The following is a 14,797-nucleotide window of genomic DNA, read 5'->3' on the forward strand; positions in this document are numbered from 1 at the left end:
TGAAGTGACCTTAAACCTGTTTTTAGGAATAGTCACAAGATGAACTTTACAGAAATTTTTATGTTCTTTCTTATTAATCCTTTTTTGAGCTTTGAGAATTTTGATTGTTATTATTTTGTTTTTGTGTATTTTGTCCTGAACTAGCATTTTGATTGCCACTATTTCCATTGTTTTGTGGTCTGGTTGACTGTGTTTGATTTGATTTATTTTGGGTGCTTTGACGATTTGCTGATGACTGGTTAGATTTATTTTGTTGTGGCTTTTGTTGTGTTGGCGATTGATCTTTTTGACTTGGGCTTTCTTTAGAATTTGAACTGTCTTGTCTAGATTTTTTTCTTTCGTCAGTTTTTGGCTCTTTTGCTCTCTTTTCTCCTGTTTGTGGATTTTGTTTCACCGGAGTTTGAGTCGTAGGTCTTTGTGGCGTTTGAACAGTTTGCTGCGTTTGTTGAGTTTGAGGAACTTGTTGCGTTTGTTGTGTATTATTCTTTTTTTCTTCCTCCGATTTTTTGTCTTTTTTTTCCTTTTTATCTTTATCGTCTTTTTTCTTTTCTTGCTGTGTTGTTTTATCATTGAGTCGTTCGTTGCCTTTTTTTGAACTATCGACAAATGAGTAAATACCAAATGCTAAACCTATTAATAATAGCAAAACTACAATCGCACTAATAAATTTGGAGATACCGCTCATCTTGTTTACCTCTCTTTCATTCTTAAACACGAATTTATCTTAAAAACAATACTATTGAATCATTGTAAAAAATCAAATCTCAACTATTTTCAATAATTAAAAGTAGTATTTCCCTAAAATTATTTTTAACAGATCCTTTGGGAATAATTAAATAACAAAGTTCAATGAGATTATATAACAGTGATATTTGAGTTTAATCAATCAATACAACTTTATATTTAATTATCTCATACATGATAACATCATACTGATTGATTAACATCATTTTTAAATAACTTAATCAAATCTTAACACGAGAGTTCTTAGATTTACCTATTACATTTACCTGTGCAAAATGATTCACAACATCTTTTAAAAAAGTTTAAAATAAATAATGATATAAAATGAAACTATTTCACAAGTATAAAAAGTAGAATTAGTTTTAACTTCTTTTTTACTGGTTTATAATTATTTAAAAAAACTTTTATAGTTAGAACATAGATACTTTATTTTATTACCAATTTAACCTTTTATTTTACGGAATAAACAATGTTAAAAATTAATCTTTTATAAAGTATTTACTATTAAAAGGGGTATATGTATTTTAGAATAGAAAAAAGGATCCATACGTTGCTCGCACGGATCCACTACTAAAGGGAGTCAAAATTTACCTTCGTTAGTTTATTATGGGGTATACTCATACTAATTAAGAGATGTTTAATTAATTATCGAAGGTACAATTTTATTATAACTAATCTGTTTTTATTTTAAATGCATATTAAAAAAAGTCTTTGACATCTTATTGGCTAAAAAATGTATAAAATATGAATAATAATAATAACTATCAATAAGATGACAGCTTTTTATTTTCAGACGAGGTGAAACTATGAAACGCTATTTAATCACTGGTGGAACTGGCATGGTCGGTTCACACTTAGTCAATGAAATTAAACAAACCGATGCACATATTACAATTTTAACCAGACAGGATAAAACTTCTAATCATCCCAAAATCACGTATATCAACTGGTCAAAAGAGGGATGGCAACATCAAGTACCAGACATAGATATTGTTATTAATTTAGCTGGTGCAACGTTGAATAAACGTTGGACACCTTCCCACAAACAAGCGATGATGCTTAGTCGTATTCAATCAACGCAAACACTATTTGAACTTTTTGAAACACGTGAACACAAACCAGAAGTTTTATTTAACGCAAGTGCAATGGGCTACTACCCTCCAGATTTATTTACAAGTTATACCGAGTTATATCAAACACTTCCATTTGATTTCTTATCAGAAATTGTATACCAATGGGAACGTTTTGCGAATAAATTTAAGCAATTCGGTACACGTGTCGTTTTAGGTCGATTCGGCCTTATTCTATCAGACGATGGTGGCGCTCTTGAAATGATGGAACTTCCGTATCATTTATATGTTGGGGGAAAACTCGGCTCTGGAAGACAATGGTACTCATGGATTCATATAGATGACTTAATTAGAGGTATTTTATTTACTATCAATCACGATAACGCTGAAGGTCCATTTAATTTAACTGCACCTATTCCTGAAAGACAAAATTTATTCGGTTATACATTAGCACGTGCGATGCATAAACCACATGAAACGTGGACACCTAAATTGATACTCCGTACAGTGTTAGGTCAGATGTCTACTGTCATATTAGATACACAAAAAGTACTTCCAAATAAATTATATGCACTAGGTTTTGAGTTTAAGTATAATAATTTAAGAAATGCTTTAGATGATTTAATTAAAGCTTAAGAATTACATCGTAAGAAGAAGGGGTATAAAATGAAAGATACTCAATTAACATATATATTATTAATCATTGCGAGTGTTTTATTAATTGCAAATGGTATATTTGCATTTGAACGTACGTTATCAATGATATTAATGTCAATATTATTTATATTAGTTGGAATCATTTTATTATCAACAACATTGAATACCATGTATCAATCATCAAAACATTCTAAACGTTAAATTTCATCGGTTTAAAGAAAATAATCATTTCATTCTAAATTTACATTCATATATTATTTAAAATAAAAACCCTAGTAGACAAATGATAAAATATACATTTTCGTCTACTAGGGTTTTGTGTATTAATCAATAATCATGCAACGTTTATTTTATTATTTTTCTGGCTCCATTACTTCATCAATTAATCCATATTCTTTAGCTTCTGCAGCTGTTAAGAAGTTGTCGCGATCAGTATCTTGTTGAATTTTTTCAATAGATTGACCTGTACGTTCTGATAAAATACGATTTAATTTTTCACGTGTTTTTAAAATATGATTTGCTGCAATCTCAATTTCAGTTGCTTGTCCTTGTGCACCACCTAAAGGTTGGTGAATCATAACTTCAGCATTAGGTAGTGCAAATCGTTTACCTTTTGCACCTGCTGCTAACAAGAATGAACCCATAGACGCTGCCATACCAATACAGATTGTTTGTACGTCTGGTTTGATATGCTGGATAGTATCATAAATAGCAAATCCAGCAGTTACACTGCCACCTGGTGAATTAATATATAAATAAATATCCTTTTCAGAATCTTGCGCTTGCAAGAATAATAATTGTGACACAATAGAGTTAGCTACGTTATCATCAATTTGAGAACCTAGCATGATAATACGGTCTTTCAATAAACGTGAATATATATCATACGCACGTTCACCGCGGTTAGTTGTTTCAATAACTGTAGGAATTAAATTCATTTATTTTTCCTCCTTATAATAACTGTTAAAATTATTTTACCTTAAAAGTCAAAAATGGTCAAAGATTAAGCTTATTAATCAAAATTTCAATTTGACGCTTAACCTTTTCATTTGTAAACTATAATTATCGTTTTTTATTGTACCGTCATTATTGAACGACGTACAGAAATGTGATTATTTCACTATTTACCCCTCGTAGTGTAATGGATAACACATAAGATTCCGGTTCTTAAAATAGAGGTTCGATTCCTCTCGAGGGGGTTACTTAATAATGTTGAGATTTTACTGTCTGAGATTATTTGTAATCTCAGTCTTAAAATCTCATTTTTTATAATTCAATTTGTTCACCATTTCTTATTTTATCCGCTAATTCATTCAACTTTCTTAAACGGTGATTCATACCTGATTTAGATATAGGCCCTGTAGAAACCATCTCACCCAATTCTTTTAAAGATATTTCTTGATGTTCTACTCTGAGCTTCGCTACTTCTCTCAAACGATCAGGTAAATTTTCAAGCCCAATCTCTTCATCAATTAATTGTATACTTTCTACCTGTTTCATTGCTGCGCTAACAGTTTTATTAAGATTTGCTGTTTCACAATTTACGAGACGGTTAACCGAATTACGCATATCACGGACAATTCTTACATCTTCAAACTTTAGTAATGCTTGATAGCCACCTATCAAACTAAGAAAGTCGGAAATTTTTTCAGCTTCTTTAAGATACGCAATACTCCCTTTTTTACGTTCTAAATGTTTCGCATTGAGTTCATAACTATTCATCAATTTAGTAAGACCTTCGGAATGATCTTCATATTGTGAAAAAATTTCGAGATGATATGAAGACGTTTCAGGGTTATTTACAGAACCACCTGCTAAGAAAGCCCCTCTTAAATAACTTCTTTTCATTTCATCATCTTTGATCATATCCGGATCAATATCGTGAGTAAAAACTCCCTCTTTTAAAATACCTAAATCATTTAGTATTTCTTTCGCTAACATCTTTGTTCGACATATATAAATATTGTTTTTTTTCAATTTCATCTTTTTTCTAACTAAAATTTCAACTTCAACATTAAATATACGTTTGATAAGAGAATATATTCGACGAGCTGTTGTTGCATTTTCTGTCTGTACATTAATTACAAACTGTTGATTTGATAGACTAAGTGCGCCATTCATGCGAATTAATGCACTGAGCTCTGCTTTAGCATTCGATTCGTCAACTTCTATGCGTGTTAGTTCATTTTTCATATCTGATGCAAAGCTCATTGAACACTCATCCTTCCTAATCCTTTTTTTTTATTCTTGTTTATAGTATCGCCAATGAGGTGTAAAGTTATTTTCTAATTCTAAACACACACTTAAGTTATCATATCATAAACTACGATTTCGCTTATAATTATTTCTTTTTATCACTAGGAGTAAAGCGAATTGTACTTGTTAAATCTAAGGCAAGTTCATAAATCATTTTTGATAATACTTTTGTGTTATGTCTGACATAGTGTTCATTAGATATTTCAACTAAATTAGACGCCGTTAAAACTCTAATTCCACTATCTTTTAATTGTTCTTTATGTACTGCTACTGGTTTTGAATTCTTTTCTTCATATCGTTGTAAAACATCTTTACTATATGATTCTGAGCTACATATGACAAAATCAATAAATGGTTCACCAACTTGTCGAGTAAGTGCATCAATATGCTCTTTAACATCATAATTATCTGTCTCGCCTGGTTGTGTCATAACATTAGATACATAAAGTTTTGGGGCAGAGGTACGTAATAATGCTTCTGAAATGCCTTTGACACATAAATTTGATATAACACTTGTATATAATGAACCTGGACCTAAGACGATTAAATCTGCTTGTTCTAAAGCTTCTACCGCTTCATTCATTGGTTCAACATCACTTGGCTCTAAAAACACCCGATTTATTTTTTTATGTGTTTTAGGTATATTGGTTTCTCCATGTACAATTTCACCGTCTTCCATCACCGCGTTGAGTTGCACACTTGTGTTTGTTGAAGGGATGACTTGGCCTTTAATATTTAAAACTTTGCTTAATTCTTTAATAGCGTGCCCAAAGTCATTGGTAATATTAGTCATTCCAGCAATAACTAAATTACCTAATGAATGTCCATCTACTTGATTTTCACCAAAACGGTACTGGAACAATTGAGTTAATATCGATTCCGAGTCACTTAAAGCAGCAATGACATTACGAATATCACCAGGCGCTGGAATATCCATGACATCTCTAATTTTCCCCGTGCTCCCACCATTGTCCGCTACAGTAACGATGGCAGTAATGTCTATTGGAAATTCTCTAAGGCCTCTAGCAAGGACAGAAAGTCCAGTGCCACCACCAATAAGTACTACATTCATTTGTTTCATTATCTCTCTCCACTTTCAATATGCGCATCTCTATGATGCACATAAACATTATATTCAAAAATCTCATTAAGATATTCAGCTAAACGTTTAGCTAATGCGACTGATCGATGTTGTCCACCCGTACAACCTATAGCAATAACCAATTGCGATTTACCTTCTTTTTTGTAGCCAGGAATCATATATTTTAGTAAATCTGTTAATTTATCAAAAAATATTTGAGTTTCTTTCCACTTCATAACGTAATTGTACACTGGCTCATCTAAACCAGTAAATGGACGCAATTCCTCTACATAGTATGGATTAGGTAGAAATCTGACATCAAAAACTAAATCAGCATCCATTTGTATACCATGCTTGAAACCAAAACTTGTCACGTTGATAGTAAATGTTTCAAAGTTTTCATCTAAATAAAACTTTGAAATGCGTTGCTTTAATTCTTTAGGTTTTAATTTTGTTGTATCAATCACGTAATTAGCGATACTTCGGATTTCTGATAGATGTTCACGTTCCTCATTTATTGCATCTATTAATGATCTTTGTCCTTGTTCATTTAGTGGGTGCGCTCTTCTTGATTCTTTATAACGTGAAATAATTTTTTCTGTTTTAGCTTCCAAAAACATAACATCTAAAATCACGTCATTGCGACTTTTAATAATATCAATTTCTTTAACTAGAGATTTAAATAATTCCTTACCTCTTAAATCTATTGCAATTGCTACTTTTTGCAATGAAGGATTTCCTTGAGCCATCAATTCTACAAATTTAGGTAACAGTACAGGTGGTAAATTATCTACACAGAAAAAACCCATATCTTCGAGACTTTGAATCACCAATGATTTACCCGCTCCAGACATACCTGTAACAACTAACAATTCACTTTTACCCATTTCTTTTTCGTTGCTTGCCATTTTCTTAAGTCACCGCCAATTATAATCTTCAATCAATATCATTATATTAAATTCATCTTATCACACTCAAATATGCAAAGTAACATACTTATATTGTAATTAAAAAAGCTAGAATCATTGATGACGATACTTAGACGCAAACAATGTTCTAGCTATGTGTAAAATGAGTTAAATTTTAATTATCTTTTAATTCTGTAATATAATCAGCTGCACTTTGCGCCGCAATACTACCATCTCCTGTAGCAGTAACAATTTGACGTAATCCTTTATCACGAACGTCACCTGCAGCAAAAATACCTCGTACTTTAGTACTCATGTCATCTTGTGTGACAATGTATCCTGCGTCATTTGTAATACCAAGATTTTTAAATGGCGCTGTGAGTGGTTTCATTCCAATATAAATGAATACACCATCGGCATCATAAGTCTGTTCAGCACCATCTTTAGTTGATTCAAGTGTAACTGAACCAACTTTACCATCTTTTTCATTAATTGTCTTAAGTGTATGACTCCAAATAAAGTCAACTTTATCATTTTTGAAGGCACGTTCTTGCAAGATGTTTTGTGCACGTAATTCATCTCTACGATGAACAATCGTTACTTTATCTGCAAATTTAGTTAAGAAAGTTCCTTCTTCTACCGCTGAATCTCCACCACCAATTACGAAAAGACGTTTATTTTTAAAGAATGCTCCATCACAAACCGCACAATAACTTACTCCACGTCCTCCTAATTCTTGTTCACCAGGAACGCCAATCTTTTTATACTCCGCTCCAGTTGAGATAATAACTGCATGTGCTGTTATCTCTTTATTCCCTAAATTGATAACTTTATAGTCACCTTTATCTTCAACAGATTTAATATCGCCATATTGGTATTCCGCACCAAATTTTTTAGCATGTTCAAACATTTTAGTAGATAAATCAGGGCCTGTGATCATCTCAAATCCTGGAAAATTCTCTACTTCTTCAGTGTTTGCCATTTGACCGCCTGGCATACCGCGTTCAATCATGACAGTTTTTAAATTGGCACGTGATGCATATACTGCTGCTGTCATGCCGGCAGGACCTGCACCGATTATTGCTACATCAAAATCTACTTCAGTCATTTTAAATGCCTCCTACTTATTAATCATTATGCGCATTATATATCATACTTTTCATTTCATAAATTTATATGCTCAATATAAATTCAATTGCTTTATTCAGTTTGTATCTAGAAACATTAAAATCGTCCATCAATTGCTTCTTGGTGAATGGTTGGCTAGAACGACAATACGTTAGGTAAACAAATGCAGCGACATATCTATCGACATCTACTAAATCTACATTTTCAGCTATAATCATTTCTGCTTGATTAATCCAATCTGTAAATAAAGACGTGTTATATTTGAATTGCTTAAAATTATACAACCTTTGCATACCTCTGTGTATAAAATCTAATTTATTGAGTGTGAGTCCTTGTACCAAATATGTGAGATAAAGTTTCTCATAGTCATTCATTGATTCAAGAATTGACCAAATATCTTCAGTCATTAGTATTTCTTTTCCATTTAATTGATGAAGTAAAAAAATACCGTAAAGTCGATAATGATTATTATCATCTAGTAATAATGGTAACACTCGTGATTCAAATACCGTTTTACTTTCCTCAATTACCCAAGGTGCATAACCTACATCAACTTTAGAAATTTGAGTGAGCTTGTTCCACATCTCAATACTTTCGTCTTTATTTCCTAGGTAATAAAAATTGAAGCTCAATGCATTATACAGTTGAATAGAGACAAATTTACCTTTTTTATAAAGTGGATAAAGTAAATTCTGAGAAGCACGATACTGTTTTAAATAACTCAATACAATTCCTAATTTAAAGGTTTCGTCGTCATTTAGTGGTACTACTTTATTAAGTATTTTAAGATATTTTTGATATTTTTCTGTTTCCTTTTTATTATAAAGTAATAATGTGTAGTGACAAAGTGCATGCACATCTGAATTATCTTCCTTTAAAAGTTCTTCAAACATTGCTTTGGCACTATCATACTCACCTAGATACAAATAACACATTGCAAGTAAATTCCTAATCACCCTATGCTGTTGTATCTCATAAGATTGATTCAAAATAAATGTTCGGGCTTCTTCTAACCTACCTTGCGAAAAGAGAAATTGAAATAAAAGTTGTGTTGAAAACAATTGTGCTTCTAATTCAATTTTTTGTTCACTTGTATACGTGACTTCGAATGTTTTTTCAAGCATTTCTCTAAAATCTTTATCATCTGACAATATTACATAATTAATACCAAACAAGAATGCCTTGTTTGGCTCGTTTAATTCTATATTCAATTGACTTAGTTCATAGAAGCTTTCTTCTACATGAAAGTCTTTAACAATATTCTCATAAAAAAGATGCTCTGCTTTTTTGCCGATATTTAATTTAACTAAACATTGCGCATAGTGTTGTTGAATATCAAAATCCTCAGGTGACAACTCAAGCACTTTTTCATAATATTCTGCCGCCTTCTTGTAATCTTGTTGTTGCCACTTTTGGGTAGCCATTTTACGGTAAAAAGTCTCATCAAAAATCATTGGAATGATGTTATTTTCTTTTTGTGCCATTCATTGTCACCTCCTGAATCTAATTGTATTTGCATAGGATTACCAAATGCAAAACTGTAATCGGGAACATCTTTAGACACAACCGTACCCGCACCAATTTTAACATGATTTCCTATAGTTATCCCTGGTAATATTGTCGTATTTGCACCTATTAAAGTGTAATCGCCTATAATGACTTTTCCCACTCTCCACTCATCAACAAGAACTTCGTGAGTTAATATTGTTGTATTATAACCAATGACTGTATTCTTGCCAACCGAAATGTATTCTGGATAAAACAAATCAGGCAACACTTTATATGCAAATGAAGCATGATTCCCGACATCCATTTTTAAAAGCTTTTTATATATTTTATTTTTAAGTTTCATACTAGGAACAAATCTTGCAATTTCTATAACCACCGTTTGCTTTAGCACTTTTACGAATTTAATTTTTCTATATATATGCCATAAAGGATTCACTTGATGATACTTCTCTTTACTTAATCGTCTCAAAATAATCACTTAGCCTTTTTAATCGGCCATGTTAATGGTCCTGAATTTTCATATTTTATTGGTTGATGTTTAACTCTTCTATAAATTACGAATATCACACTAATCATAATAAGCACGACAGAAACAAGTTGCGCGACACGTATATGACTCGTAAGCATCAAACTATCGGTTCTCATCGCCTCAACGAAGAAGCGTCCTACAGAATACCAAATAAGATAACCAAAGAATGTCTCTCCAAGTTTTAGACGTTTCCTTAAAGTAATTAAAATGACAAAACCTATCACATCCCAAATTGACTCATATAGAAATGTCGGGTGATAATATTGACCTTCAATATACATATTTCTAATAATAAAGTCTGGCAAATGTAAATGTTCTAGAAAAGCTCTAGATACTGGACCTCCATGCGCTTCATGATTCATAAAGTTCCCCCAGCGTCCTATCCCTTGAGCTAAAATAATACTTGGTGCCACAATATCTCCTATTTGAAACGGATGTAGATTTTTGATTTTACAAACAATAATCCCAGTGATAAGTCCACCAATTAAACCGCCATGTATGGCTATACCACCATGCCAAATTTTTGGTATCTCACTCAAGTGATTCATGTAATATGGCCATTGAAATGTAACAAAGTATATTCTCGCAACTATGAATCCAACAATCGCGCTATAAAATATTATATCGATTAAAGTGTCTTTATGTAATCCAACCTGTTTCAATGCTTCTTGTGCAATGAAATATCCAAGTAAGATACCACAAGCAATAATAATTCCATACCATCGAACTTGGATTGGTCCCAAGCTAAAGGCAACAGGATCGATATATCCTAATGTTATATTCATTTGTGTTACTCCTCACTTTTATGACTATTTCGAACGATTTCTTCATTGAGTCTCTCATTAAATTCAACTGCTGTATTAATACCCATGATATTAAGACGATAATTCATAGCCGCTACTTCAATAATTACTGCTACATTACGCCCTGGTCTAACTGGTATCGTTTTTTTAGTGATTTCCGTATCAAGAATCTTCAATGTTTCTTCATTAAGACCTACACGATCGTATAACTTATTCTTATTCCAATTTTCTAAATTAATATTTAATCGAATTTGTTTTTCAGTTAATATTGATCCTGCTCCAAATAAAGTCATAACATTAATGATACCGAGACCACGAATCTCTAGCAAATGTTCGATAAGTTTAGGAGGTTTTCCAACAAGTTCATCCTTAGTAATTTCTTTGATTTCTACATTATCATCAGCCACTAATCTATGACCACGTTTGACTAATTCTAATGCAGTTTCACTTTTTCCAATGCCAGAATCTCCTGTAATTAGTACACCTACTCCGTAAACATCAACAAGTACACCGTGCAAAGAAGTGGTTTTCGCGAGTTCATGTTCGAGAAATGTCGTTAACCTACTCATTAAGCTCGTTGTGGCATCTTTCGCAACAATAATTGGTGTATGCGTTTCTTGAGATGCACGTATGAGTTCTTCTGGTGGTTCTAACCCACGTGTAACAATAATCGCTGGAGTTTCAGGTCGGCATAACTTTCTCATTCTTCCTTTTTTCTCTTCATCTGGAAGTAAATTATAAAATGATAACTCCGTTGTCCCTAATAATTGAATACGGTCTGAAGCATAATGTGAAAAATATCCAGCCATTTCTAAACCTGGACGTGAAATATCTGTGTTTTTAATTGGTCTATCTAAACCTTCTTCACCAGTAAGTAATTCTAAATTTAACGTATTAACTAATCTATCTGTTGTTAACATGCATTCACCTCAAATTTCATAAGCCATTCGTATCTTCCTTTTCTATTATCATATCAAAAATCAACTCATGTTTTATATTAAAATGATGATTTAAAATTTTAAAAGTTTCTTAAATCATTACTGTTTTGAGACAAACTAGATTTTTTCCATTATACAATTGAGTAGTTGATTGATTGAGTTAAAAAATATACCTTAAATAACAATCTAAATCGAAATTCAAATAACTATTTGATGATTTATGCTCAAATTAATGAAATTAATTTGATATATAAAGCTCTAAGATTCTTTGTGTAAAAGTCATCTTAGAGCTTTTTAAGTTAATCTATCATTTTATTACTAGTCATACATCTTACTATTCAACTCTGTCTCTCTCTAATACTGGTTTTAAGTATTGACCAGTGTAAGATTCTTTATTTTGAGCGATTTCTTCAGGTGTACCAGTTGCGATGATTGTTCCTCCACCTTCACCGCCTTCTGGACCTAAATCAATAATATGATCTGCCGTTTTAATAACATCAAGATTGTGTTCGATAATAACGACCGTATCACCATTTTCCACTATACGATTCAATACCTTTAACAAACGACTTATATCATCAACATGTAATCCTGTAGTTGGTTCATCAAGAATATAAATAGAACGCCCCGTTGAACGCTTGTGCAATTCTGATGCGAGTTTTACACGTTGCGCTTCACCACCAGATAATGTAGTAGCTTGTTGACCTAAAGTAATGTACCCCAACCCAACATCTACAAGTGTTTGTAATTTACGCTTAATCTTAGGGATATTTTCAAAGAAATGCGTAGCTTCTTCAACAGTCATTTCTAACACATCCGCAATATTTTTTCCTTTGTATGTTACCTCTAGAGTCTCACGATTATAGCGTTTACCATCACACACTTCACAAGGTACATAGACATCTGGTAAAAAATGCATTTCAATTTTTATAATTCCATCACCTTTACAAGCTTCACATCGTCCACCTTTGACATTAAAACTAAATCTACCTTTTTGATAACCTCGTATTTTGGCTTCATTCGTTTGTGCAAAGACATCTCTTATGTCATCAAAGACACCCGTGTATGTGGCTGGGTTAGAACGTGGAGTTCTACCTATTGGCGATTGATCAATATCAATGATTTTATCTAATTGATCGATTCCTTTGATTTCATCAAAATTCCCAGGTTTCACTTTAGATTTATTAATTTTTTGAGCTAATGCTTTATATAAAATTTCATTGACGAGTGAACTTTTACCAGAACCTGACACACCTGTAACTACAGTTAAGACGGATAGTGGGAAGTCTACATTTACATTTTTTAAATTATTACTTTTAGCACCTTTAATTTGAATCTTTCTATCGGTGATTTCGCGTCTGTATTCAGGGACTTCTATTCGTTTTTTTCCACTTAAATATTGACCCGTTAAGGACTTTTTATCTTTCATTACTTTATTAGGGGTGCCACTTGAGACAACCTCTCCACCGTGGTTACCGGCTCCCGGACCCACATCAACTAAATAATCAGCTGCTCTCATTGTATCATCATCATGTTCAACGACAATGAGTGTATTACCTAAATCACGCATTTCTTTTAAAGTATTAATTAATCTATCATTATCTCTTTGATGTAATCCAATTGAAGGTTCATCTAAAACATACAGTACTCCGGTTAATCGTGAACCAATTTGTGTTGCTAAACGAATACGTTGTGCTTCCCCTCCAGATAAAGTTCCGGATGAACGATCTAAGGTCAAATATTCCAAACCAACATTATTTAAAAATGATAATCTTGAAATAATCTCTTTTAAAATTTGATCTGCAATCGATTTATCTTGATCGCTTAATTTTAAGTTTTCGAAATAATAAAGTGCATTTTTAATTGAATATTCAACGACTTCACCTATATTATAGTCGCCTACATATACAGATAACGCTTCTTTGCTTAAACGTTTGCCATGACAAGTTTCACACGGTAACTCTGTCATGTATTTACTCATCATTTCGCGTGTATATTCAGAGGGAGATTCATGGTATCGACGGTCAATATTAGGTACCACACCTTCAAAAACCATTTTACGTTTACGAGTACCACCATTTCGTTGCGTAAATGTAAATTCAATTTCTTTTTCTCCAGAACCATTCATAAGTATGTTTTTTTGTCTATCAGTCAATTTTTTATATGGCTTATCCATATTAATTTTGTAGACTTCACATACACGTTTTAATAAAGTTGGATAAAAATCGGAACTTGTTGGTTCCCATGGTTCAATTGCGCCTTCATTTAAAGTTTTATTTTTATCTGGAATGACTAAATCTAGGTCTACTTTTAGTTTTTGACCTAAACCATCACAAGTTGGACACGCACCAAACGGACTATTGAAACTAAACATTCTAGGTTCTAATTCACCAATAGAGAAACCACAAATTGGACATGCGTGGTTCTCAGAGAATTTAAGTTCCTCTCCATCAATAACGTCAACTGTTAAATTACCTTCAGCAAGTTCAAGTGCTGTCTCAATAGAGTCCGCTAGACGCGTCTCAATGCCGTCTTTAACTACAAGTCTATCAACAACAACTTCAATTGTGTGATTTTTATTTTTATCCAATTGAGGCACTTCATTTACATCGACGATTTCATCATCAACACGTAAACGCACATATCCTTTCTTACCTATATCTTCAATTAACTTTTCATGACTTCCTTTTCTATGTGAAATGACTGGTGCAAGTAATTGAATTTTTGTACGTTCTTCCAATTCTAAAATACGATCAACCATTTGTTGAACAGTTTGTGATTCAATTTCTATACCGTGATAAGGACAGTACGGTTTACCGACACGCGCATATAATAATCGAATATAATCATAGATTTCAGTCACAGTGGCAACGGTAGAACGTGGGTTTTTACTTGTCGTCTTCTGATCAATAGATATTGCCGGTGACAAACCTTCAATGGTATCTACATCAGGTTTGTCCATTTGTCCTAAAAATTGTCGTGCATATGCACTTAACGATTCCACATAACGTCGTTGACCTTCAGCATAAATAGTATCAAACGCTAACGAAGACTTACCTGAGCCTGAAAGTCCAGTCATGACAATCAACTTGTTTTTAGGTAATTCAATATCTACTCCTTTTAAATTATGTGCTCGCGCACCTTTTACTACAATTGACGGTCCTTTCATTTAAT

At 32.5% G+C, this 14,797-nt stretch carries 13 protein-coding genes and 1 tRNA gene; 3 read left to right on the forward strand and 11 right to left on the reverse strand.

Going from position 1 to position 14,797, the window contains the following annotated elements; all coding sequences use genetic code 11:
* Window positions 1–73 precede the first annotated feature (73 nt).
* The gene (locus HMPREF2897_RS02945; protein WP_002491243.1) at window positions 74–685 is read right to left on the reverse strand and encodes a DUF4887 domain-containing protein; all 612 of its coding nucleotides are present in this window, start codon (window positions 683–685) and stop codon (window positions 74–76) included.
* Between the two features lie 865 nt (window positions 686–1,550).
* On the opposite strand from HMPREF2897_RS02945, the gene HMPREF2897_RS02950 reads away from it, so the two are divergent.
* Window positions 1,551–2,450 (forward strand): TIGR01777 family oxidoreductase, encoded by a 900-nt coding sequence (locus HMPREF2897_RS02950; RefSeq protein ID WP_070592644.1) that lies wholly within the window; start codon window positions 1,551–1,553, stop codon window positions 2,448–2,450.
* A 30-nt stretch (window positions 2,451–2,480) separates the two neighbouring features.
* The gene (locus tag HMPREF2897_RS02955) at window positions 2,481–2,672 is read left to right on the forward strand and encodes a hypothetical protein (RefSeq protein WP_002476206.1); all 192 of its coding nucleotides are present in this window, start codon (window positions 2,481–2,483) and stop codon (window positions 2,670–2,672) included.
* 152 nt (window positions 2,673–2,824) lie between these two features.
* Here the strand turns inward: HMPREF2897_RS02955 and clpP are convergent, their stop codons facing one another.
* Window positions 2,825–3,409: an ATP-dependent Clp endopeptidase proteolytic subunit ClpP gene (gene clpP / locus HMPREF2897_RS02960; protein WP_001829659.1), complete on the reverse strand. Its 585-nt coding sequence runs from the start codon at window positions 3,407–3,409 to the stop codon at window positions 2,825–2,827.
* A 189-nt stretch (window positions 3,410–3,598) separates the two neighbouring features.
* Here clpP and HMPREF2897_RS02965 point away from each other — a divergent pair.
* Window positions 3,599–3,670, forward strand: a tRNA-Arg gene (locus HMPREF2897_RS02965).
* A gap of 67 nt (window positions 3,671–3,737) precedes the next feature.
* Here HMPREF2897_RS02965 and whiA read toward each other — a convergent pair.
* The 9 genes from whiA to uvrA form a co-directional block, all read right to left on the reverse strand.
* Window positions 3,738–4,682, reverse strand: coding sequence for a DNA-binding protein WhiA (gene whiA, locus HMPREF2897_RS02970; protein ID WP_002445957.1), 945 nt, complete (start codon window positions 4,680–4,682; stop codon window positions 3,738–3,740).
* A gap of 130 nt (window positions 4,683–4,812) precedes the next feature.
* Complete coding sequence (gene yvcK, locus HMPREF2897_RS02975; protein ID WP_002499912.1) at window positions 4,813–5,808, reverse strand: gluconeogenesis factor YvcK family protein; 996 nt, start codon at window positions 5,806–5,808, stop codon at window positions 4,813–4,815.
* Window positions 5,808–6,716, reverse strand: coding sequence for an RNase adapter RapZ (gene rapZ, locus HMPREF2897_RS02980; protein ID WP_002457583.1), 909 nt, complete (start codon window positions 6,714–6,716; stop codon window positions 5,808–5,810). The genes yvcK and rapZ overlap by 1 nt, the downstream gene beginning before the upstream one ends.
* Window positions 6,717–6,891: 175 nt before the next feature.
* Window positions 6,892–7,824: a thioredoxin-disulfide reductase gene (trxB, locus tag HMPREF2897_RS02985; protein ID WP_002438914.1), complete on the reverse strand. Its 933-nt coding sequence runs from the start codon at window positions 7,822–7,824 to the stop codon at window positions 6,892–6,894.
* 64 nt (window positions 7,825–7,888) lie between these two features.
* A complete protein-coding gene (locus HMPREF2897_RS02990) occupies window positions 7,889–9,328 on the reverse strand; it encodes a tetratricopeptide repeat protein (protein WP_070592646.1) in 1,440 nt (479 codons plus the stop codon).
* The gene (locus HMPREF2897_RS02995) at window positions 9,295–9,831 is read right to left on the reverse strand and encodes an acyltransferase (protein WP_083310219.1); all 537 of its coding nucleotides are present in this window, start codon (window positions 9,829–9,831) and stop codon (window positions 9,295–9,297) included. Before HMPREF2897_RS02995 ends, HMPREF2897_RS02990 begins: the two co-directional genes overlap by 34 nt.
* Window positions 9,828–10,667 carry a prolipoprotein diacylglyceryl transferase gene (gene lgt / locus HMPREF2897_RS03000; RefSeq protein WP_002499910.1) on the reverse strand — a complete coding sequence of 280 codons (840 nt, stop codon included), beginning with the start codon at window positions 10,665–10,667 and terminating at the stop codon, window positions 9,828–9,830. Before lgt ends, HMPREF2897_RS02995 begins: the two co-directional genes overlap by 4 nt.
* Before the next feature lie 5 nt (window positions 10,668–10,672).
* Complete coding sequence (gene hprK, locus HMPREF2897_RS03005; protein WP_002445950.1) at window positions 10,673–11,605, reverse strand: HPr(Ser) kinase/phosphatase; 933 nt, start codon at window positions 11,603–11,605, stop codon at window positions 10,673–10,675.
* A gap of 352 nt (window positions 11,606–11,957) precedes the next feature.
* On the reverse strand, window positions 11,958–14,792 hold the full coding sequence (gene uvrA, locus HMPREF2897_RS03010; RefSeq protein ID WP_002486662.1) for an excinuclease ABC subunit UvrA: 2,835 nt from the start codon (window positions 14,790–14,792) through the stop codon (window positions 11,958–11,960).
* Window positions 14,793–14,797 lie beyond the last annotated feature (5 nt).

The sequence above is a fragment of the Staphylococcus sp. HMSC065D05 genome, from assembly GCF_001813195.1.
In the GTDB taxonomy this organism is placed as follows: domain Bacteria; phylum Bacillota; class Bacilli; order Staphylococcales; family Staphylococcaceae; genus Staphylococcus; species Staphylococcus epidermidis.